The following is a 21008-nucleotide window of genomic DNA, read 5'->3' as shown; positions in this document are numbered from 1 at the left end:
AACAGGTGACACAATGAACAGAAGTAATAGACGTAATTTTAGCCCTGAGTTCAAACTTGAAGCCAGCTAATTTACTGCATCACTCGGACAGTAATAATGTCGGTTTTCCTCGCGCCTCCCAGACCATGGACAGCGCTTTCGCGGTCAGTGCAGAATCCGGGAAAAATGACATTGCCCAGCCAACCGGTGTACGAGAAAACCGCTCAAGCACAACGGCCAAATAAGCCCAGCGTTTACCCGCCCAGATATCTACACCACGAATGCCATCGAGTCGCTGAACAGCGTGATCCGGCAGGCGATAAAGAAAAGCAAAGTGTTCCCGACTGACGACTCAGTACGAAAAGTCATTTATCTGGTGATCAAATATGTCTCAAAAAATTACGCAGGGATTGAAAATCCCCGTGTCCTTGGTTCGATTATTCGCTCTGCAAGCAGCTCTCACCCCTGCGGGGCCGTCGCCAGCGACGTTCAATCCCGCTGCGTGGGTTGTCCGAGTCCGGGCATCCTATTTAGAGAGACCAGCCTAACAGCTGGTTTTTTGCTTTCTGACGTTTGGACTCTTCATCGAACATGCCTGGTCAGGGGTGGCGAATCTGGAGCACAGCATTCGCTCCCCATGTCGCTACCATCAAGTTGCCATCCGGTGCCAATGCCAAACTCACGGGGCGGCTCAGCAATAGCAGACGGAGTTAAGGAACACGCCATAATGAGAGCAAACCACACAGAATAGAGAGACGTCTTCATAGGCTCGCCTCATGGGAGAAAACTTCTTTTGCTGCGAACAAACCGTTGAGCGCGGCAGGAAAACCCGCATAAACAGCCATTTGGATAATAACTTCAATTATTTCTTGCTGGGAGCAACCAACATTGCGAGCGCCATGAAGATGGACTTTAAGCTGTGGCGTAGCATTCCCCATTGCAGTCAAAGCAGCTACCACCGCAAGCTCTCGGGTTTTGAGGTCGAGCCCTGGCCTTGAATAAATATCACCAAACGGAAACTCAATGAGCAACTGTGCAAAATCAGGGGCGATGTCTTTCAGACTGTTAATCACGCCCTCTCCAGCCTGACCATCTATCTCTTTGAGCTTTGCTAACCCTCGGGTATATCGTTCGTTATTCATGGATTCACTCCTTCAGTTTTTGATGACTGAAGTATATGTTTTGTCCAAAATACTCATCCAATACCATTTATGTGATACCTTTTCGGTATGGATGTGTTTCCTCCACCCCTGATACCAATAGCCGCAGCGTGCCCATCAGCTTGGATTTTCTCGCTTCATGTAAGTGAAATTTACTTTCGCTCCCCATCACCATTTTGTTTGAATGTTGAACTACTCTTAAAAAAAATCAATAAGTAGCACTTTTACACAAGCACGCTATTAACCTATTGGACTAAAACTGTAGATGAGAATCATTTCCATCTAGAGGAGCGATAACATGTCTTTAAATGGTAAAGTGGCGCTGGTGACAGGTGCTGGACAAGGGATCGGTAGAGGGATTGCGCTTCGATTGGCACGTGATGGTGCTGACATTGCATTGGTTGATTTAAAAGATGAAAAAATCAAAGCAGTCGCGGATGAAATTCGCGCGCTAGGGCGCAAAAGCGTGACTTTTAAAGCCGATATTAGTGTACGTGATGAAGTTTTTGCCGCAGTTGACTACGCAGAGAAAGAGCTCGGTGGCTTTGATATCATGGTGAATAACGCCGGTATCAGCCAAACTAAAAACCTGCTGAGTGTTACGCAGGAAGAAGTCGAGAATATATTTAAAATCAACGTTCAAGGTACCCTTTGGGGTATTCAGGCAGCAGCGACAAAATTCAAAGCTCGCCAGCAGAAAGGCAAAATTATCAATGCCTCATCAATTGCCGGTCATGAAGGCTTTGCCCTGCTAGGTATTTATTCTGCTACCAAATTCAGTGTACGAGCACTCACTCAAGCAGCGGCAAAAGAGTTGGCCAGCTTCGGCATTACCGTCAATGCCTATTGTCCCGGAGTGGTCGGGACCGATATGTGGGTGGAGATCGATAAAAGAATGGCCGAAGAAACCGGCGCACCAATTGGCGCAACCTATAAAAAATATGTGGATGGTATTGCACTTGGTCGTGCAGAAACGCCGGAGGATGTCGCAGCCTTTGTTTCATACCTCGCCGGGCCGGATTCTGACTATATGACGGGACAAGCGCCATTAATCGACGGCGGTTTAGTGTTCAGATAATTCAGATCGCATCAGATCATGTTGTGATAAAAACCAGCCATTGGCTGGTTTTTTACGTTTAGCCGCCTACCCCTTCATGGTTAAAAAATGTTCAGCAGCCGCCCGACTATCTGCTAAGTTATCATTTTACGCCCACAGGAAGGAGCATGCCGATGTCCCGTCTTACCGCAAAAGATTTCGCCCCTGAATTGCTCGAACTCTATGACTATTATGCCCACGGCAGGATTACCAAGCGGCAGTTCCTTGAACTCGCGGCAAAATACGCCGTCGGTGGCCTGACAGCCATAACAATTCTGGGCCAACTCAGTCCAAATTATGCGCTGGCTCAGCAAGTTGAGTTCACTGATCCAGATATCATTCCTTCGTATATTACCTACCCCTCACCCAACGGGCACGGTGAAGTACGGGGCTATTTGGTGCGTCCCGCCAAGGCAACTGGCCCTCTTCCTGCGGTGGTCGTTGTCCACGAAAATCGTGGGTTAAATCCGTATATTGAAGATGTAGCCCGCCGCGTAGCGAAAGCTGGCTTTATTGCACTCGCCCCTGATGGGCTCAGTTCTGTAGGTGGCTATCCCGGTAATGATGATAAAGGCCGTGAATTGCAGCAACAGATCGACCCAACCAAACTGATGAATGATTTTTTTGCGGCAATAGAGTTTCTGATGGCGAGTAAAGAAACCACCGGTAAGGTCGGGATTACAGGCTTTTGTTATGGTGGCGGTGTTGCCAATGCCGCCGCAGTGGCTTATCCCGAGCTTGCCGCCGCAGTGCCTTTCTATGGGCGTCAGGCGAAATCAGAAGATGTTCCCCGCATCAAAGCCCCGCTATTACTGCATTACGCCGAATTGGATACCAACATTAATGCCGGTTGGCCCGCTTATGAAGAAGCCCTTAAAGCGGCGGGTAAAACCTATGAAGCCTATATTTATCCGGGGGTAAATCACGGTTTTCACAACGATTCAACGCCGCGCTATGACAAAGCCGCTGCTGACCTTGCTTGGGAGCGCACAATAGCCTGGTTCCAGCATTATTTGGCCTAAACATGAGTTGGGCTGAGCTAGTGTCAATCTCATGGCGTTAGCTCGCCTTTCTGCCGCAGTCAGTATTTTCAATATTAAATGAAGATAATTCCACTTATCGGACGATAAAATTCTACAGAAAACTATCCAATAATCGCCAAACTTGTCAGATTTGAATGTTTTTCATTCTCATTTACTGATGCGGATCAAAATCTCTCATTTTAGCTGTTGATCAAATGATTATTATTATCATTTAATCTATCAACTACAGCTTAATGAGCCGACTATGAATATTGATCTGATGCCGTACCATGCCCGACTAGGGCCGCTGCCTTTTCCCAAGCGCTGGGCAACGATGCCGTGGCGCGACAGCCGACCACTCCCTGCGGAGTCACTCCATGATAGCTGGCAGGCTTTGCTACAAAACGCACTTCCTCGCAATAAACGTTTGCTTTACTTACATATTCCGTTCTGCGCTACTCACTGTACTTTCTGCGGTTTTTACCAAAACCCGCTAAAACCTGACAGTACAGAGCGCTATACAGATTATCTGTTGCGAGAGCTGAGCATGGAGGCCGACAGCCCACTGCTGCAAAGTGGACCGATTCACGCAATCTATTTCGGAGGCGGAACACCAAGCGCACTGTCTGCACAACAATTACATCGAATTATCAGCCAGTTGCGTAAAGCCTTTCCCTTAGCACCCGATTGTGAAATCACCGTTGAAGGGCGAATCTTTAATTTTGACAATGAACGAATTGATGCTTGTCTGGAAGCTGGCGCTAACCGTTTTTCCATTGGAGTTCAAACCTTTAATACTCGAATCCGTCAACGAATGGGGCGTAAAGCAGATCGTGACCAGGCCATTCGCTTTCTGACTGATTTAGCGAGCCGTGATCGCGCAGCCGTCGTCTGTGACCTGATGTTTGGTTTACCTCATCAAACCCCGGAAACCTGGCAGGAAGATTTAGCCATTGTGCGTCAGTTGCCGCTGGATGGCGTTGACCTGTATGCCCTCAACTTGTTGCCAACCACTCCTCTTGCCAAGTCAGTGGAGAATAACCGGGTGGAGCTGCCGACATTGGCACAACAATGTGATTTTTACTGTAGCGGTGCCGATAGCCTTGCACAGGCGGGTTGGCATCAGTTGAGTAACAGCCACTGGGCGCGCACTACCCGTGAGCGCAACCTATATAACTTGTTGATTAAGCAAGGTGCTGATTGCCTCGCACTGGGTAGCGGTGCCGGTGGGTCTTTGCAAGGGCATGCCTATATGCAGCATCGCAGCTTAGATAACTACTACCGATTAATCGATAGCGGGCAAAAGCCCCTGATGATGATGACGCAAGCCAGCGGCGAGCATCCGTGGTGCGCCAAATTACAAAGTGGCATTGAAGTGGGTCGTTTAGATCTGAGCGAATTAGTGGCGAACCCGAATCCTTTGATGCCACTGATCGCGCAGTGGCACCAGTGCCACCTGCTGAAAGATAACAGTTTTTGCTTGCGCCTCACGGATAGTGGGCGTTTTTGGGCCAGCAATATGATGCAGGCACTGCAACACCTTATTCCTTCACTTATCACCGTGGAAAACCACTCATGAATAGCCAATCACCAAATAATAAATTGCCACTCGCCGAGTTCCTTGCCACTCAACCGGACGGCACTCTTGAGCAAATTGCACAGGATTATCAGGTGAGCCCATTGGATGTGGTGCGCGCATTACCGGAACGGATATTGGCTGGAGCAGAGCAGTTTGATCGCGTCTGGGACAGCATGACGGAGTGGGGGGATGTCACCACATTGGTGCATACCGCCGACATTATTCTGGAACACAAAGGCCCATTGCCGAGTGGTTTTCACCGCCATGGCTATTTCAACCTGCGTGATAAGCAAGGCCTCAGCGGCCATATCAGAGCACAAAATTGTCAGGCAATTGCCTTGCTGGAGCGCCCATTTATGGGGATGGCAACCGCATCGGTCCAGTTCTTCAATCAGAAGGGCGAAGTCATGCTGAAAGTGTATGTCGGCCGTGATGAACATCGTCAGCTACGCGCTGATGGACTTGCCGCATTTCATCAATTGGCGCAACAGCTTCAAACAGAGCAACAAGTCGCCGCAAAAACAGCCGAGGAAACACCATGAAACCTTGGCTGATATTCGGCGCCGGTCATGGCGTAGGGGCGCATTTGCTGGCACTGGCAAATCAACATGCCAATGCGCCACTGAATCCTCGTCCCGTCACCCTATTGATACGTCATCCGCAGCACGCTGAAGTGCTGCGCAGTCAGGGTCTGACGGTAGTCTGTGGCGATGCTTGCGATCCGGACGCGGTGCTTGAGGCCTGTAAATTAGCCGGCCCGGAAGCCGCGATTATTTCGACATTGGGTAGCCGCAGTGCCGACTATCAAGGCAATCGGCTGATCATAGATACCGCCGAGAAACTTGGCCTGAAACGCATGCTTTTGGTGACGTCAATTGGCTGCGGTGATAGTTGGCCGACACTCTCTCCTGCGGCCCGGGCTGCTTTCGGTCAGGCGGTGCGTGAAAAATCGCTGGCCGAGAGTTGGTTACAGACCAGTAGCCTGATTTATACCCTGATTCGCCCCGGCGGTTTACTGGATAAGCCCGCGACGGGTAATGCCATCCGTCTGCAAGCTGAGGCTCATGGCATGATCACTCGGGAAGATGTAGCACGTCATATCAGTCAAATGATTGAAGACCCTACAACATATCACCAAATTTACGCGTTAATTGAGCCGGGATTAGCTCGTTAATTAAAAGCAAATTAACAATAAATATGTCTTGATGTAACATTGAGTCATGATTGATAATACTTATCATATTGATAGAGATTATCATTACTGGTTATATGGATAAACAGTTGAATAAGACGCCAATATTGAACGACGAACCTGCTGTCGAGTATCCGACGGCAAGTAAACCTTTGTCTGTCACCAGCGAACAGTTGCTGAGAGGGCATGGTGTGGCCTTTATCGTCCATCAGGGCGAGTGTTATCAACTGCGTCAAACTAAGGCCGGGAAACTGATACTGACTAAATAATACGCATCTAAACCTGAGTGATTGATGTTGCCGTAAACAGCGCATCAAGGCGAGGGGATGATGCTCAATGCAAGCCACCCAGATTCTATAATCAAGGCAGCCAGCAACCTATCTATTTGTTTTTGCATATTAATTTTTGCATAGAAAAATATGGAGAATTGCCGACATGCCTCGTTCCACTTCTGACCGTTTCCGCTGGTCGCCACTCAGTTTGGCAATCGCTTGCGCCCTGCCCCTTGCTGTTCAAGCCGCGGATACTACCACCAGCAGCAAAAAACATGCCACCGACACGATGGTAGTCACTGCTACGGGCAATGAGCGCAGTAGCTTTGAAGCGCCGATGATGGTGACAGTGGTCGAGGCAAACTCACCGACCAGCGAAACCGCCACTTCTGCCGCAGACATGCTACGCAAAATACCGGGACTGACCGTTACCGGAAGTGGCCGTGTTAATGGCCAGGATGTGACCTTGCGCGGCTATGGCAAGCAAGGCGTATTGACGTTGGTTGATGGGATCCGTCAAGGCACTGATACCGGCCATTTGAACTCGACGTTCCTCGATCCCGCGCTAGTCAAACGTGTCGAAGTGGTTCGTGGCCCATCCGCACTGCTCTATGGCAGCGGCGCATTGGGTGGGGTTATTTCTTATGAGACGGTCGATGCTGCGGATTTGCTATCACCGGGCCAAAATACCGGTTATCGCGTATATAGCTCCGCCGCCACGGGCGACCACAGCTTCGGTCTGGGTGCCAGCGCGTTTGGTCGCACTGATGATGTTGATGGCGTTATCTCCTTTGGTACCCGCGATATCGGCAACATCCGCCAGAGTGACGGTTTCAATGCACCCAATGATGAAACCATCAGCAATGTTCTGGCAAAAGGTACCTGGCGCATTGATCAGGTGCAGTCATTGAGCGCAAATCTGCGCTACTACAACAACAATGCGATAGAGCCAAAGAACCCGCAAACCAGCGCGGCGTCTAGCAGCAATGTTCTGACAAACCGCTCAACTATCCAGCGCGATGCACAACTCAGCTACCACCTTAAACCTCTCGATCAAGAATGGTTGAATGCTACGGCGCGGGTTTATTACTCCGAAGTAGAAATCAATGCACGCCCACAAGGTTCCCTTGAAGAGGGGCGCAAGCAGACAACGAAAGGCGGGAAGCTGGAAAACCGTACCCGCCTGTTCACTGACAGTTTTGCCTCACATTTACTGACTTACGGTACTGAAGCCTATAAACAGGAACAGACGCCGGGCGGAGCCACTGAAAGCTTCCCACAAGCAGACATTCGTTTTGGTTCTGGTTGGCTACAAGATGAAATCACTCTGCGCGATCTGCCGGTGTCCATTTTAGCCGGGACTCGCTATGACAACTATCGCGGTAGCAGTGACGGCTACGCTGATGTCGATGCGGATAAATGGTCATCACGCGGTGCGGTTAGCATTATGCCGACTGACTGGTTGATGCTGTTTGGCTCCTACGCCCAAGCATTCCGCGCACCGACCATGGGTGAGATGTATAACGATTCGAAACACTTCTCTATGGGCCCGATGAGGACCAACTATTGGGTGCCAAATCCCAATCTGAAGCCAGAAACCAACGAAACGCAAGAATATGGTTTTGGTTTGCGCTTTAGCAATCTGTTGATGGCCGATGATGACCTGCAATTCAAAGCCAGTTACTTCGATACCAATGCTAAAGACTATATCGATACCAAGGTGAACATGGCAGCCATGACCACCACCTCGGTAAATATCGATCGAGCAAAAATCTGGGGTTGGGATGCCACCATGACTTACCAGACCAGCGTGTTTAGTTGGGATCTGGCCTATAACCGTACCCGCGGAAAAAACCAGAATACCAATGCCTGGCTCGAATCCATTAACCCGGATACCGTCACCAGCACTGTAGATGTTCCGGTGGCCAATAGCGGTTTTGCGGTCGGCTGGATTGCCACCTTTGCTGACCGTTCTCAGCCGTTAAGCACCGGTAAGCGTCAGGCAGGCTATGGCCTCAATGACTTCTATGTCAGCTATAAAGGCCAGGAACAGATGAAAGGTGTGACCACCACCGTGGTACTGGGTAACGCATTTGATAAAGAGTATTACGCGCCACAGGGCGTGCCTCAAGATGGGCGCAACGCTAAGTTTTTCGTGAGTTATCAGTGGTAGTCCAGAGAAAAAAGATAGTCTGAAATATCGCATCCGGTAATCCAATCTGTGGATTACCGGATTATCATTTAACACTGTCACCTGCATATAAAAAATCAATAGAACGAGGAAGTCATTATGAGCAAGTCAATATATGAGCAGTACGTCCAAGCCAAAGCAGATAATCCGGGCAAATATGCGCGCGATTTAGCCACCCTGATGGAGATTTCAGAAGCGGAACTGACCCACAGCCGGGTTGGCCATGATGCTAAACGTTTGCATGCTGATGCTCGCACTCTGCTGGCGGCCTTGGAAGCAGTGGGTGAAGTCAAAGCGATCACCCGCAACACTTATGCAGTACATGAGCAAATGGGCTGCTACGAGAATCAACACCTGAATGGCCATGCCGGATTGATCCTCAACCCGCGTAACCTGGATTTACGTTTGTTCCTCAATCAGTGGGCCAGCGCCTTTACTTTGACAGAAGAAACGCGCCACGGCGTGCGCCATAGCATTCAGTTCTTCGACCATCAGGGTGATGCTTTACATAAAGTGTATGTCACGGAAAAAACTGACATGGCCGCTTGGGATGCACTGCTGGCGAAGTTTATCAGTGCAGAAAACCCAGAATTACAGTTAGAGCCACTGCGTGCCACTGAGGTTACCGAACCGACTGCCACAGATGATGCTGTCGATGCTGAATGGCGTGCCATGACTGATGTGCACCAGTTCTTCCAGTTGCTCAAGCGCAATAATCTGACTCGCCAACAAGCCTTCCGTGCCGTCGGCGATGATCTGGCTTATCAGGTTGATAACAGCTCACTGACGCAACTGCTGCATATCGCACAGCAAGAGCAGAACGAAATCATGATTTTCGTCGGTAACCGCGGTTGTGTGCAAATTTTCACTGGCATGATTGAAAAAGTCACTCCACATCAAGACTGGATTAACGTTTTCAACCAGCGTTTTACGCTACATCTGATCGAAACAGCCATTGCTGAAAGCTGGATTACCCGCAAGCCGACCAAAGACGGATTTGTCACCAGCCTGGAGCTGTTTGCTGCCGATGGCACCCAGTTGGCTCAACTTTATGGTCAGCGTACTGAAGGCCAACCAGAACAAAACCAATGGCGTGAGCAGATTGCTCGCCTAAACAATAAGGATATCGCCGCATGAGACTAAGGTTGCTGTCACTCCCTTTCATTCTGTCACTGAGTGCCTATCTTCTGCCGCTGAATACATTAGCCGCAGAACGTATTGTCACCATTGGTGGCGATGTAACAGAAATCGCCTATGCACTGGGTGCCGGTGGCGAGATTGTGGCCCGTGACAGTACCAGTCTACAACCTCAGGCGGTGCAAAAGCTGCCTGATGTCGGCTATATGCGCATGCTCAATGCCGAAGGGATTCTGGCAATGAAGCCCACCATGCTGCTGGTTAGCGAACTTGCGCAACCTTCACTGGTGCTCAAACAAGTTGCTGACAGTGGTGTGAACGTCGTCACCGTCCCCGGCCAAACAACGCCGGAAAGTGTGGCGGTGAAGATAAATGCAGTTGCCGCGGCACTGCATCAGCAGGAAAAAGGGCAAGAATTGATTAAGGACTATCAGCAACGTTTGGGCGCAGTGAGCAATACGCCGCTGCCAGTCAAAGTGCTGTTCGTCATGAGCCACGGCGGCTTAACGCCAATGGCCGCTGGCCAAAATACCGCCGCCGATGCCATGATCCGTGCTGCGGGGGGCAATAATGCAATGCAAGGCTTCAGCCGCTATCGTCCATTATCGCAAGAAGGTGTTATTGCCAGCGCGCCCGATTTATTGCTGATCACCAGTGACGGCGTGAAAGCACTGGGTGGCAGTGACGGTATCTGGAAATTACCGGGCATGGCTTTAACACCCGCAGGCAAAAATAAACGCCTGTTAGTTGTCGATGATATGGCATTGCTCGGCTTTGGTCTGGAAACACCGCAAGTGCTGGCGCAACTGCGCAAAGGCATGGAACAAGCGCAATGAATTGCCGTGTCCATCCACGCCTGATGCTCGGTATCTTGCTGATGATTCTGATTCTATTAGCGCTCGGCTCGGCCAATATGGGGGCATTAACCCTCTCGTTTCGCACGTTATGGCATGCATCATTAGATGATGCCATGTGGCATATCTGGCTAAATATTCGTCTGCCCCGCGTGCTATTAGCTGTGGTTGTGGGTTGCGCGCTGGCGGTTTCTGGCGCCATCATGCAGGGGTTATTCCGCAACCCGCTGGCCGACCCAGGCCTATTGGGTATTAGCAGCGGCGCGGCCTTGTGTGTCGGGCTGATTATTGTCATGCCATTTAGTCTGCCGCCACTGTTGGCACTTTATAGCCATATGGTGGGAGCCTTTATCGGCAGTCTGGCCATTTCTGCCATTATCTTTACCCTCAGCCGCTGGGGGCATGGCAATTTATCGCGCCTGCTGTTGGCGGGTATCGCGATCAATGCGTTGTGCGGTGCCGCAGTCGGGGTGCTGACTTATATCAGTGATGACCAGCAGTTACGCCAATTCTCCTTATGGAGCATGGGGAGCTTGGGTCAAGCACAATGGTCGACACTTCTGGTCGCCGCATCGTTAATCCTGCCCGCTTGTGTGCTCGGTTTATTACAGGCGCGCCAGTTGAATTTATTGCAGTTAGGGGATGAAGAAGCGCATTACCTTGGCGTCAATGTGCGGCAAGCTAAGCTGCGCTTGCTGTTACTCAGCGCAATATTGATTGGTGCGGCAGTGGCGGTCAGTGGCGTTATCGGTTTTATCGGCCTGGTTGTCCCACATCTTATCCGCATGCGGATTGGCGCTGATCACCGCTGGCTGTTACCCGGTGCTGCACTAGGCGGAGCTTGCTTATTATTGACTGCGGATACATTGGCGCGAACTTTAGTTGCTCCGGCTGAAATGCCTGTCGGGTTGATAACCAGTCTATTGGGTGGGCCTTATTTTCTGTGGCTGATTTTACGTCAGCGGGAGCAACGCAGTGGTTGATATGGCAGGAATGAATAGCGCGGCAATAACATCGACGGCGTTATTAGAAGCAAATCAGCTGTCCTACCAAGTACAGGGGCAAAAGCTGATTAATAACGTTTCACTACAAATTGCCAGCGGTGAAATGGTGGCGATTATCGGGCCAAACGGTGCAGGGAAATCCACATTACTGCGTTTGTTAACCGGCTATCTGACGCCGTCAGATGGCGAGTGTCAGTTGCTGGGGAAAAACCTCAATAGCTGGCAGCCACAAGCATTGGCCCGCACCCGTGCGGTGATGCGCCAATACAGTGATTTGGCGTTTCCATTTAGTGTCAGTGAAGTGATTCAGATGGGACGTGCGCCTTATGGGGCGGCGCAAAACCGGCATGCATTACAAGAAGTGATGGCACAGACGGACTGTTTAGCGCTGGCACAGCGTGACTATCGCGCACTGTCCGGTGGTGAGCAGCAACGAGTACAACTTGCGCGGGTATTAGCACAATTGTGGCAACCCGAACCAACGCCGCGTTGGTTGTTCCTTGACGAACCGACATCCGCATTAGATTTGTATCATCAACAACATACGTTGCGTCTACTGCGTCAGCTCACTCTCCAAGAACCTTTGGCGGTGTGCTGTGTACTGCATGATCTGAATCTGGCGGCACTGTATGCCGATCGTATTTTGTTGCTGGCACAGGGTGAACTCGTTGCCTGCGGCACACCAGAAGAAGTGCTCAACGCCGAAACACTAACCCGCTGGTATCAGGCCGATTTGGGCATTTCACGCCACCCTGAAACTGCCCTGCCACAGATTTATTTGCGCCAATAAATCTGCGTCAAATTAAATGATGCCCAGAGCCAGCCTATGGTTGGTTCTGCTTTTCCAGCACTTGCGGCGATTCAATCTCTGCCAACAGTTCATAAATCGTTTTACCCACTTTTTGCACTGCCCGCTCAATTTCTATCGTCATCGGCTTACTGTAGCTTAAGCGCAAACAATTACGGTATTTTCCCGAGGCCGAACTAATAAGCCCGGCGGCAACCTGCACACCCAGCGGTAACAAGCAGCGATTGAGTCGCTGGCTATCAAATCCGTGCGGCAATTCAACCCATAACATAAAACTCCCCTGCGGCCTGCTCAGGCAAGTATTCGGTGGGAAATATTTCATCACCCAACTGGTCATAATGTCCCGATTACGTTGGTATTGGCGGCGCATCCGGCGCAAGTGCTGCATGTAATGCCCTTGCTTGATAAATTCAGCCATTGCTAATTGAGGCAGAGAGGCGACCCGCCCGGCAGAAATATATTTCATATGCAGCGCTTTATCTAAATAGCGCCCAGGGGCAATCCAACCGATACGCAAACCGGGGGCGACAGTTTTAGAAAAGGAGCTGCACAGCAATACACGCCCATCATCATCAAATGAAGCTATCGTGGGAGGGCGCGGATATTGATACGCCAAAGCACCATAAACATCATCTTCGATAATCGCGATGTCATAGCGCTGGGCGAGTATCAGCAGCGCTTTTTTGCGCTCATCTGGCATATTGTAACCCAGCGGATTATTACATGTCGGTGTAAGCTGAACCGCCTTAATTGGCCATTGATCCAAAGCCATTTCCAACGCTTCCAAACTGATTCCGACCACTGGATCAGTAGGGATCTCAATGACTTTCATACCCATTCCTTTCAAGGTTTGCATCGCACCATGAAAGCTTGGGGAGTCAACAGCAACAATATCACCGGGTTGGCAGACTGCACCCAGTGCCACAGCCAATGCGCCATGGCAGCCAGATGTAATAATGATATTCTCAGCCGATTGATGATTACCACTGTCCAGCATCAAGCGAGCTATTTGCTCACGCAATACCAAGGAGCCATAAATATTGCCATACTCCAGCACTTCTTCACTCTGATGGAGGCTAACGCGGCTTAACAAGCGACTCAGTATTTTAAGCCCCGGAGCAGAAAGATCCGGCGAGCCAGCCCCCAGATAAATAATATTTTCCTGCACACTTCTTTGCAGGAAAGCCAAGGTATTTTCCCACTGAGAGATTTCTACTGGCCGCTGTGCATGGGTGCATGTCGCAGGTAAAGAAGGTAGGTTTGAGCAGCAACGGACGAAATAACCTGATTTCGCTCGCGCTTCGATAAGCAGGCGCTCTTCCAATTGTCGATAAGCCTGCTGGACAGTACTGATGCTGACACCATGTTCGTCACTCAACACTCTGACGGAAGGGAGTCGTTCACCGGCGCTATACAGCCCTTCTTTAATACGCTGACTAAGAATGTCAGCCAGTTGTTGGTAACGAGTCATTGATATCACCTAATCAGTAGTAACCAGTACAGATGGCATTAATTTGCACCATTCAGTTCATATATCTCACATCTGTATGGAAATAATAGTCCTAATTTGCATCTGTAATGTTTTACGCCAAAGCTTCATTCTAATGACTCAGCGACTGACGAGGAGTCATAATGAATAATATAATTGAAAATCAAATAGATGAATGCTGTTCATCAGCCATGCAGGCTGTAAAAAAACGCCGCAATATTTTTATTCGATTGTGGGGAAAAGCATACAGATGTGCATATCAATGGAATGAACGGCGTAAAACAGCCTATACACTGGAGCGATTGAGTTCAGCTCAACTAAAGGACATTGGCCTAAGCCGTGATGACATCAAACGAGATTACAGCCGCCCATTTTGGCGCTAAATGTGACTTGATGGACAAAAACGGGCTGCCCATTCAAATAAAGAGTCTCGTGTTATTACTTTATCCTTAGAGCGGGCAGCTCAGTTTTAAGACTATTATTCCTCATTAGCTTGCCAATATGGTGCTACTGAGGAAGTTGGCTCTAATAAGGTTCAATTTTTTTCTTATCAACTAGATCTGAGAGTGGAAATAGTGAGCACAAATTAATATTGCTTCACTATCTTATTTAGCGCGGATATAAAGAAATCAATATCGTCCAGAGTGTTATACACCGCAAATGAAACTCTGACGGTTTCATTGACGCCAAAGAAAGCCATTAATGGCTGAGCACAATGACGACCGACCTGAACGGCAATTCCGGCCTTATCGAGTGCCAGGCCAATAACTCGCGCGGGAATACCTTCGGCAATAAAACTGACAACTGCGGCTTTTATCGGTGATTGACCTAAAATATAAATAGCAGGCAATAAGGAAAGCTGCTGCGTAAGATAATCTAGTAATTTTTGTTCATGCTGGGCAATAGCTTTAATCCCAAGCTCTTGCAGCCAGGTAATAGCGGCCCCCAATCCGATGATTCCAGCAATATTTGCAGTGCCAGCCTCAAAGCGCCGTGGAGGGTCAACAAAAGTAGATTGTTCAAAGTTAACATCTGCCACCATTCCACCACCACATTGCCATGGCGGCATATTCCGCAGAATATTGCTGCGACCATACAACACGCCAATACCCGTAGGCCCATAAACTTTATGGCCAGAGAAGACATAAAAATCTGAATCTAGCTCTTGCACATCAATGGCGATATGAGGCACTGCCTGGGCACCATCAATCAGTACTATGTTTCTTCTTTTTTGCCCCAATGCCTTTTGTCGTATGCCCTTACTGCTTGAATAATAGCCACTACTGGATTGATGGTACCCAGCACATTTGAGACATGAGAAAGTGCTAAAATCCGCGTGCGATGACTCAGTAATTGTTCAAGAAAACCGGTCTGTAATATCCCATTGTTATCTACCGGCAGAATTTTTAGCTGTGCGCCAATCTCTCGGCATAGCTGTTGCCACGGGATAATATTACTGTGAGGCTCAAGAGCCGAAATCAAGATTTCATCACCTGCATGCAAATATGCCTTCCCCCAACTTGCCGCCACTAAATTAATAGCCTCTGTTGTTCCTTGAGTAAAAACTATTTCATCTACCGACTGAGCATTGAGAAACCCACGGACTTGTTCTCTAACTTGTTCTAACGCTGCGGATACGGGCGGTGAGATCGTATCGTCTCCCCGATGCGTATTTGCATAGTATTCGCTATAATATTTTGTTATTGCATCAATGACCGCCTGTGGTTTTGGACAGGAAGATGCATTATCTAAATAAACTAATGGATGACCATTTAACTGTTGTTTGAGAATGGGAAACTGTCTATAAATAGCATCAACATCCAATATCCCCCCATCTATTTGAGTATTTACCATAAGACACCTCAATATTGTAAATCTGCTTTAATATTTTCACGAAAATCTGTCCTCTCCAATGGATGTGAATTATTATTCATTGTAAAAATGCTAGCTTGATATTAATTAATTTATAGGTACAGAATCATCTTATAATGATTCCAATTATAGTGTTCATTTTTTAATTAGTATGTTTTTATTTTATTTTTTATTTAAATAAAAAATAAAATAAAAACCATCACCAACTATATTATTTAATATAGATAATGATTGTTTAAATAATAAACCCGCTATATAAGCGGGTTGGGTAATTAATGTTTTGATACTAATGCATTAGAAGTCATAACCTACTGTCGCCTGTACCGAGCGCTCTGCCCCCCAGTAGCAGTAAGAAGTGCTGTAACAGGCCGCAACGTATTTCTTATCGGTAATATTATTTACATTCAATTGGACGAATGCCCCCTTCAGTGATGCTGCCCAAGTGCCCAAATCGGCGCGAACCAAAGCATCGCCCAGCGTATAAGAAGGCACACGTAAGGTATTGGCATCATCGGCCCACTGCTTGCCAATATAACGGATACCTGCACCAACATTGATACCGTAGCCCGCCTCATATTGCGCCCACAGTGACGCCGTATTTGACGGCGCTAACACCGGCGTATTGCCATCATTACCATCAATAGCATCTTTGAATTTCACGCGGTTATAGGTGTAGCCCGCAATCACACTTAAACGGTCGTTAATCTGGCTGCGCGCTTCCAACTCCAGCCCCTGTGAATTCACCTTACCTGCTGGCACATAATAGGTCGCCGGAACGGCACGGTTTGCCACATCATTCTGTGTCAGGTCGTATAACGCGGCGGAATAGAGTGAAGAACTGCCCGGCGGCTGATACTTGATACCCACTTCATACTGCTCGCTGGTCATCGGTTTCAGCAGTTTTTGCTGTGCATCTGGGAATAAACTTGGCGTGATGGCTTGGCTGTAACTGACGTAGGGTGAAATGCCGCTATCGAAGCTATACAGTAATGAAGCGCGCCCACTGGCATGTTTATCCGTACGCTCATCACGGGTATTGGCAGTCTTATTAATATTTTCCGTTTTCATCCGATCATAACGACCGGACAAATTCAGATGCCAATTATCCCACTTCATTTCATCTTGCAAATAAATGCCACTCTGCTCATAACGGCGACTTAAATAGGATGAATTGATGCCAGGGGTTGTCAGCAGATAATCGCGGTACAGCGTACTGCCGCCAGAAATACCTGTGTAAGGATTCAATGTGGTGGCAAATGCGCTGTCGCTACGCAGATTATTGCGGAACTTCTGGAAGTCGCCCCCCAACATCACCTTATGCTCGACTGCCGCCGTCGCAAAATTGGCCTGCAATTGGTTATCCACCGCAAATGCATTGAGTGAGGAATCTTCACCAGAGTAATAGCGGTTCATCAGCGTGCGATCGCTATTCCAGCCCCCCTGATAAACCTGTTCTAACTGACTATTAGAGTGGGTATAGCTGGCATTTTGCCGGAAAGACCAGACTTCATCGAACTGGTGCGCAAATTCAGAACTGTAGATTTGCTGCCAACGTTTAAACACATTGTGGTTAGTTTCGCCATCAAAGAAACCGCGACTTAACTTCTGCCCATAAATACTGCCATCCGCAGGAACCGCACTGTGATAACCACCAGAGGGGTCTTTTTGCAAATTTGCGCGTAATAATAATGAGGTATTTTCATCTGGCTGCCACAACAATGACGGAGCAATCGCATAGCGCTCTTCACGCTGATGGTCATACATGGTGTCACTGTTGCGCGTGATACCGGTCAGGCGAAATGCCCAATGCTCGGAAATCGCATCGGTATAATCAAAGGCGACATCTTGCGTATTGTGATTACCCGCCGTCAGACGGAAGTGGCCTTCAGAGGCAAATTGCGGGCGCTTGGATGTCATCATCACTACGCCACCGGGGATACTTTGACCATACAATGCCGAGGACGGGCCTTTGATCACGTCAATGCGCTCAAGAAACCACGGATCGACCTGTAACACATTATAACTGCCGCCATCACTGAGCAGCCGCAGGCCATCAAGGAAGGTATTGTTCACATCCCCGCCATGGAAACCGCGCAAAGCAACAGTGTCATAACGGGTTGCGCCACCAGAAAAACCAGTGAAAACACCGGGCGTATAATTCAGCGCCTGGTTAACCGTCGCCACATTTTGATCATCCATTTGCTGACGGGTAATTACCGACACCGACTGCGCTGTCAGAATTAACGGCTGGTCAGTTTTGGTTGCCCCTTTGGTAGTTTTGGCGGTGTAGCCCGAAGTGGGTAAATCAGCTGCCTGACCGGCTTTGGCCGTGACTTCTATCGTATCGTCAGCCATTGAAGCGAATGGAATAAAAATAGCCAGTGAGCACAAAACAGCAGAACGCTTTATTAAAAAAGCCGAGAACATAGTTATCTTCCCCAGATAATTATCCCCAAAGAACGTGCCGTTATTGGTTGGCGGCAAGTAAGAAGGGTATAGGCATATAAAATAGATGGTGATTAATCAGCGTCCATGCTATTTCCGCAGCGCAAATTCTGTTGTCTGCGAGCCACATATCGTGGGTCCATAAGTGCAGCGCACAATTTATTAAATGAGAGTGTTAATTACAATGATAATTATTATCTTTCTTATTAAATTTAAGATAGTAATTATCAGAGTAAGATTATTCCGTCGCTCAGCGTCTGTGCCACAATAGCTTTCTGCTAGGCTTAACGGCATACCTCTACTTATTAACGGGTTTATTGTGGCACTCACTTTGGGGCTGATAGGTTTTATGGAAAAGAATGGGTACTTGGTTTCACGGCGATATGATCCCCTACAGTTTTTGCTACGAACATGCCCGATACGAGCATCTCTGCGGCTAACATTTCTGCTAATCACACTTATTTTTGCCTCAACAACGGGCGCTGTTTTTGCGGCGACCGCCTCAGATTCCGCGACAGAAAACAGTGACGCACCAGCAAAACCTGCGGTGTCAGTACAATTAATTACCCTGCAAAAACAATTAGATAAACTAAAGCAGAATGTTTCTGTCAGTACATCTGATAACGAGTTGAATGCATTAAAAGAGACATCGTTGGCACTGGTTCGGGATGCCGATATACTGCTTGGGGATCTGAAACCCAAGCGAGAGCAACTGCAAACCCAGTTGGATGTTTTAGGCCCGCCGCCTGCGGCTGGATCATTGGCTGAAACCCCGGTAGTGGCGCAACAGCGCCGAGTATTGAATACCCGTAAAGTCCAGTTGGATGGTCAGAATGACCAAGCTCAGGCCATCAAGACCAATGCAGAGAATCTGGCAACGCAAATTATCGCCTTGCGCCATTCGGCATTAAAGACCCAAATCGCCCTAAACTCCGGCAGTATTCTGGGTGCCAATTTCTGGGCCCCCATCATTAATCCCAATCCAGATGACGATCGGCGGCTGAAAGATTTTATTCAAGAACTGAGTGATGCCTGGAGTGCTGCCTGGGAGCCAGAGTGGCGTTTTGGCACCACAGTATATCTGCTACTGGCGCTGTCTATCAGTGTCTTTGGCTTTAAGTTCCTCGACAGCCTGACCGCCTGGTTCTGTACCAAATGTCTGCCGCCCGGCCCATTGCGCCGCAGTTTTATGGCTTCGGCAACCACGCTTTATACCGTGTTGATTACTGTCACAGTGGCTCAGTGCATCACTCAGACTTTCACCCGCATGCCGGATACATCACCGGTAGTGATGAACTTTTCGCAGGTTTTTGTTCAGTTAATGTTTTTCTCTGCACTGGTGGCCGGTCTTGGGCGAGCATTTTTATCGAATCAGCGCCCCTCATGGCGATTGCCCGCTATTGCTGATGAAGTCGCTGCCTCACTGAAATTATTTCCACCGCTATTAGCCAGCTGCATTATGATTTTTGGTGCGATTGATCAGATGAACAATATGATCAATGTCAGCGTGTCAGGAACCATTTTTGGTAACGGTATATCGGCAATGTTAATGGCACTCACTGCGGCCATTATTCCCTTACGGGCCAACCGAATACGGCGTAATTTGGTGGCAAATGGTGAAAAACCCGAGGCCTATTCCACACTAGCCGGGTTGATTCATTTCGCTATCGGCATGACGGCACTCGCCATATTAGTGTCACTGTTGATGGGCTATATCTCACTGGCAAAATTCTTGAGTTATAAACTGGTATGGAGCTGTTTGGTTCTCTCCTGTTTGTATTTACTGACCCACCTGTGTGTTGATTTAGCCGAGAGTATTTTTTCACCCACCAGCCGTGCCGGTAAGGCGATTAAACAGTCACTGAATATTGACGATCGTCATTTGTCACAAGCCGCCACATTATTATCTGCCACCAGTAAAGTATTGCTGATATCGCTGGCCATTCTTGCTCTGCTTGATGGCACTTTTGGCTCTACCACCCCCATTTCACTGCTACAAAAGGCCGTCGGGCTATTAAGTGGTGAAGGGCTGGAAGAATTGAATATTGTTCCAGCCAATTTACTGAATTCAGTGATTTGTTTGCTGGTCGGATTATATGTGCTGAAAGCGGCGCGCCGTTGGCTAAGTCATGAATTCCTGCCAAAAACCCAGATGGATTCTGGCATAAAAACTTCGGCGGTAACGCTATTCAGTAATATCGGCTATGTGTTGGTCATTCTGTTGACCTTATCGGTGCTGGGTATTCAGTGGAATAAATTAGCCTGGATTGTCAGTGCGCTGTCGGTGGGTATCGGTTTTGGCTTACAAGAGATTGTGAAGAACTTTATTTCCGGCATTATTTTACTGACCGAGCGGCCAGTCAAAGTGGGGGATTTGATCAGTATCAGTGGTGTTGAGGGAGATATTCGCCGCATAAATGTTCGCGCAACCGAAATTCAGCTCAGTGACCGCTCGACAGTCATTGTGCCGAACTCTCAATTAATTTCTCAGAATGTGCGCAACGCCACCATGGCCAATGCCCAAGGGGTGGTGACCATTGCCCTAACCTTCCCGCTGGATTTAGATATTGAACTGGCGCAATCGCTGCTGATAGAGGCTTATAAAGAGCATGAGTCAATATTGGAGACGCCAGAACCGTCGGTGAAATTCAGCCAGTTAAGCCCGGATGGTATTGTGCTCAGTGTCACCGGTTTGGTGCCAAGTCCACGCATGGTCAGCAACACCAAAAGTTCGTTGTTATACAGTATCTTAAAACGCCTCCGCGCATCGGGCGTTTCACTGGCCACCGCAGCACCGGCCCGAGCCACGACGACGGCAAACTAGACTTGAGTGGGCCATCAGTATTATCCGGAAGATAACGCTAATGGCTCCGGTATTATTTATTTGGTTGAACTCGAACTAAACATC

18 protein-coding genes and 2 pseudogenes are annotated in these 21008 nt (G+C 48.6%); 14 read left to right on the top strand and 6 right to left on the bottom strand.

Annotated features, from left to right (window positions below; genetic code table 11):
* Window positions 1–100: 100 nt before the first annotated feature.
* Window positions 101–247 (bottom strand): annotated as a pseudogene (locus tag N0H69_RS01785) (IS3 family transposase); the annotation flags it as partial.
* Here N0H69_RS01785 and N0H69_RS01780 point away from each other — a divergent pair.
* Window positions 239–382, top strand: a pseudogene (locus N0H69_RS01780) (transposase); the annotation flags it as partial. The pseudogenes N0H69_RS01785 and N0H69_RS01780 overlap by 9 nt on opposite strands.
* A 358-nt stretch (window positions 383–740) precedes the next feature.
* Here the strand turns inward: N0H69_RS01780 and N0H69_RS01775 are convergent.
* Window positions 741–1121, bottom strand: coding sequence for a carboxymuconolactone decarboxylase family protein (locus tag N0H69_RS01775; protein ID WP_050110503.1), 381 nt, complete (start codon window positions 1119–1121; stop codon window positions 741–743).
* A 316-nt stretch (window positions 1122–1437) separates the two neighbouring features.
* Between N0H69_RS01775 and N0H69_RS01770 the strand changes: the two genes are divergently transcribed.
* The 11 genes from N0H69_RS01770 to N0H69_RS01720 all read left to right on the top strand — a co-directional run bounded on the left by N0H69_RS01770 (window position 1438) and on the right by N0H69_RS01720 (window position 12276).
* A complete protein-coding gene (locus N0H69_RS01770; protein WP_050110505.1) occupies window positions 1438–2217 on the top strand; it encodes an acetoin reductase in 780 nt (259 codons plus the stop codon).
* A gap of 152 nt (window positions 2218–2369) precedes the next feature.
* The gene (gene yghX, locus N0H69_RS01765; RefSeq protein ID WP_050110507.1) at window positions 2370–3257 is read left to right on the top strand and encodes a YghX family hydrolase; all 888 of its coding nucleotides are present in this window, start codon (window positions 2370–2372) and stop codon (window positions 3255–3257) included.
* A gap of 265 nt (window positions 3258–3522) precedes the next feature.
* The gene (gene hutW / locus N0H69_RS01760; protein WP_050152360.1) at window positions 3523–4836 is read left to right on the top strand and encodes a heme anaerobic degradation radical SAM methyltransferase ChuW/HutW; all 1314 of its coding nucleotides are present in this window, start codon (window positions 3523–3525) and stop codon (window positions 4834–4836) included.
* Window positions 4833–5378 carry a heme utilization cystosolic carrier protein HutX gene (gene hutX, locus N0H69_RS01755; RefSeq protein ID WP_050110510.1) on the top strand — a complete coding sequence of 182 codons (546 nt, stop codon included), beginning with the start codon at window positions 4833–4835 and terminating at the stop codon, window positions 5376–5378. Before hutW ends, hutX begins: the two co-directional genes overlap by 4 nt.
* Window positions 5375–6010 carry an SDR family oxidoreductase gene (locus N0H69_RS01750; RefSeq protein ID WP_050110511.1) on the top strand — a complete coding sequence of 212 codons (636 nt, stop codon included), beginning with the start codon at window positions 5375–5377 and terminating at the stop codon, window positions 6008–6010. Before hutX ends, N0H69_RS01750 begins: the two co-directional genes overlap by 4 nt.
* A gap of 95 nt (window positions 6011–6105) precedes the next feature.
* On the top strand, window positions 6106–6297 hold the full coding sequence (hemP, locus tag N0H69_RS01745; RefSeq protein ID WP_050110512.1) for a hemin uptake protein HemP: 192 nt from the start codon (window positions 6106–6108) through the stop codon (window positions 6295–6297).
* 166 nt (window positions 6298–6463) lie between these two features.
* Window positions 6464–8473: a TonB-dependent hemoglobin/transferrin/lactoferrin family receptor gene (locus tag N0H69_RS01740; RefSeq protein WP_050152361.1), complete on the top strand. Its 2010-nt coding sequence runs from the start codon at window positions 6464–6466 to the stop codon at window positions 8471–8473.
* Between the two features lie 117 nt (window positions 8474–8590).
* Window positions 8591–9628 (top strand): hemin-degrading factor, encoded by a 1038-nt coding sequence (locus N0H69_RS01735; protein WP_050121775.1) that lies wholly within the window; start codon window positions 8591–8593, stop codon window positions 9626–9628.
* Entirely contained in the window at window positions 9625–10464 is an 840-nt protein-coding gene (locus N0H69_RS01730; RefSeq protein WP_050152362.1) for a heme/hemin ABC transporter substrate-binding protein, read from the top strand. The genes N0H69_RS01735 and N0H69_RS01730 overlap by 4 nt, the downstream gene beginning before the upstream one ends.
* Entirely contained in the window at window positions 10461–11465 is a 1005-nt protein-coding gene (locus N0H69_RS01725; RefSeq protein ID WP_050110516.1) for a FecCD family ABC transporter permease, read from the top strand. The genes N0H69_RS01730 and N0H69_RS01725 overlap by 4 nt, the downstream gene beginning before the upstream one ends.
* A 10-nt stretch (window positions 11466–11475) precedes the next feature.
* The gene (locus N0H69_RS01720; RefSeq protein ID WP_050152388.1) at window positions 11476–12276 is read left to right on the top strand and encodes a heme ABC transporter ATP-binding protein; all 801 of its coding nucleotides are present in this window, start codon (window positions 11476–11478) and stop codon (window positions 12274–12276) included.
* Window positions 12277–12310: 34 nt separating this feature from the next.
* Here N0H69_RS01720 and N0H69_RS01715 read toward each other — a convergent pair whose 3' ends face one another.
* Window positions 12311–13765 (bottom strand): aminotransferase-like domain-containing protein, encoded by a 1455-nt coding sequence (locus N0H69_RS01715; protein ID WP_050152363.1) that lies wholly within the window; start codon window positions 13763–13765, stop codon window positions 12311–12313.
* 161 nt (window positions 13766–13926) lie between these two features.
* On the opposite strand from N0H69_RS01715, the gene N0H69_RS01710 reads away from it, so the two are divergent.
* Entirely contained in the window at window positions 13927–14166 is a 240-nt protein-coding gene (locus N0H69_RS01710; protein ID WP_050152364.1) for a DUF1127 domain-containing protein, read from the top strand.
* Window positions 14167–14369: 203 nt separating this feature from the next.
* On the opposite strand, the gene N0H69_RS01705 is transcribed toward N0H69_RS01710, so the two are convergent.
* From N0H69_RS01705 to N0H69_RS01695, 3 genes are all read right to left on the bottom strand, one after another.
* Entirely contained in the window at window positions 14370–14975 is a 606-nt protein-coding gene (locus N0H69_RS01705; RefSeq protein ID WP_235897464.1) for an aminotransferase class V-fold PLP-dependent enzyme, read from the bottom strand.
* 23 nt (window positions 14976–14998) lie between these two features.
* On the bottom strand, window positions 14999–15637 hold the full coding sequence (locus N0H69_RS01700; protein ID WP_253272128.1) for an aminotransferase class V-fold PLP-dependent enzyme: 639 nt from the start codon (window positions 15635–15637) through the stop codon (window positions 14999–15001).
* Window positions 15638–15949: 312 nt separating this feature from the next.
* Window positions 15950–18082, bottom strand: a complete 2133-nt coding sequence (locus N0H69_RS01695; protein WP_050152365.1) for a TonB-dependent siderophore receptor — start codon at window positions 18080–18082, stop codon at window positions 15950–15952.
* 337 nt (window positions 18083–18419) lie between these two features.
* Between N0H69_RS01695 and N0H69_RS01690 the strand changes: the two genes are divergently transcribed.
* Window positions 18420–20924, top strand: a complete 2505-nt coding sequence (locus N0H69_RS01690) for a DUF3772 domain-containing protein (RefSeq protein ID WP_172665482.1) — start codon at window positions 18420–18422, stop codon at window positions 20922–20924.
* Window positions 20925–21008 lie beyond the last annotated feature (84 nt).

Origin of the sequence: Yersinia alsatica (assembly GCF_025133195.1) — a bacterium.
Lineage (GTDB): Bacteria > Pseudomonadota > Gammaproteobacteria > Enterobacterales > Enterobacteriaceae > Yersinia > Yersinia alsatica.
The sequence above is the reverse complement of the archived record's forward strand: the minus strand, read 5'-3'. Positions and strand labels throughout refer to the sequence as shown.

Bases quoted from the DNA above. Each gene is read 5' to 3' on its own strand.
- N0H69_RS01735 (WP_050121775.1), top strand. From the start codon at position 8,591: ATGAGCAAGTCAATATATGAGCAGTACGTCCAAGCCAAAGCAGATAAT.
- N0H69_RS01710 (WP_050152364.1), top strand. From the start codon at position 13,927: ATGAATAATATAATTGAAAATCAAATAGATGAATGCTGTTCATCAGCC.
- N0H69_RS01700 (WP_253272128.1), bottom strand. From the start codon at position 15,637: ATGGTAAATACTCAAATAGATGGGGGGATATTGGATGTTGATGCTATT.
- yghX (WP_050110507.1), top strand. From the start codon at position 2,370: ATGTCCCGTCTTACCGCAAAAGATTTCGCCCCTGAATTGCTCGAACTC.
- hutW (WP_050152360.1), top strand. From the start codon at position 3,523: ATGAATATTGATCTGATGCCGTACCATGCCCGACTAGGGCCGCTGCCT.
- N0H69_RS01740 (WP_050152361.1), top strand. From the start codon at position 6,464: ATGCCTCGTTCCACTTCTGACCGTTTCCGCTGGTCGCCACTCAGTTTG.
- hemP (WP_050110512.1), top strand. From the start codon at position 6,106: ATGGATAAACAGTTGAATAAGACGCCAATATTGAACGACGAACCTGCT.
- N0H69_RS01720 (WP_050152388.1), top strand. From the start codon at position 11,476: ATGAATAGCGCGGCAATAACATCGACGGCGTTATTAGAAGCAAATCAG.
- N0H69_RS01750 (WP_050110511.1), top strand. From the start codon at position 5,375: ATGAAACCTTGGCTGATATTCGGCGCCGGTCATGGCGTAGGGGCGCAT.
- hutX (WP_050110510.1), top strand. From the start codon at position 4,833: ATGAATAGCCAATCACCAAATAATAAATTGCCACTCGCCGAGTTCCTT.
- N0H69_RS01775 (WP_050110503.1), bottom strand. From the start codon at position 1,121: ATGAATAACGAACGATATACCCGAGGGTTAGCAAAGCTCAAAGAGATA.
- N0H69_RS01770 (WP_050110505.1), top strand. From the start codon at position 1,438: ATGTCTTTAAATGGTAAAGTGGCGCTGGTGACAGGTGCTGGACAAGGG.
- N0H69_RS01730 (WP_050152362.1), top strand. From the start codon at position 9,625: ATGAGACTAAGGTTGCTGTCACTCCCTTTCATTCTGTCACTGAGTGCC.
- N0H69_RS01725 (WP_050110516.1), top strand. From the start codon at position 10,461: ATGAATTGCCGTGTCCATCCACGCCTGATGCTCGGTATCTTGCTGATG.
- N0H69_RS01695 (WP_050152365.1), bottom strand. From the start codon at position 18,082: ATGTTCTCGGCTTTTTTAATAAAGCGTTCTGCTGTTTTGTGCTCACTG.
- N0H69_RS01715 (WP_050152363.1), bottom strand. From the start codon at position 13,765: ATGACTCGTTACCAACAACTGGCTGACATTCTTAGTCAGCGTATTAAA.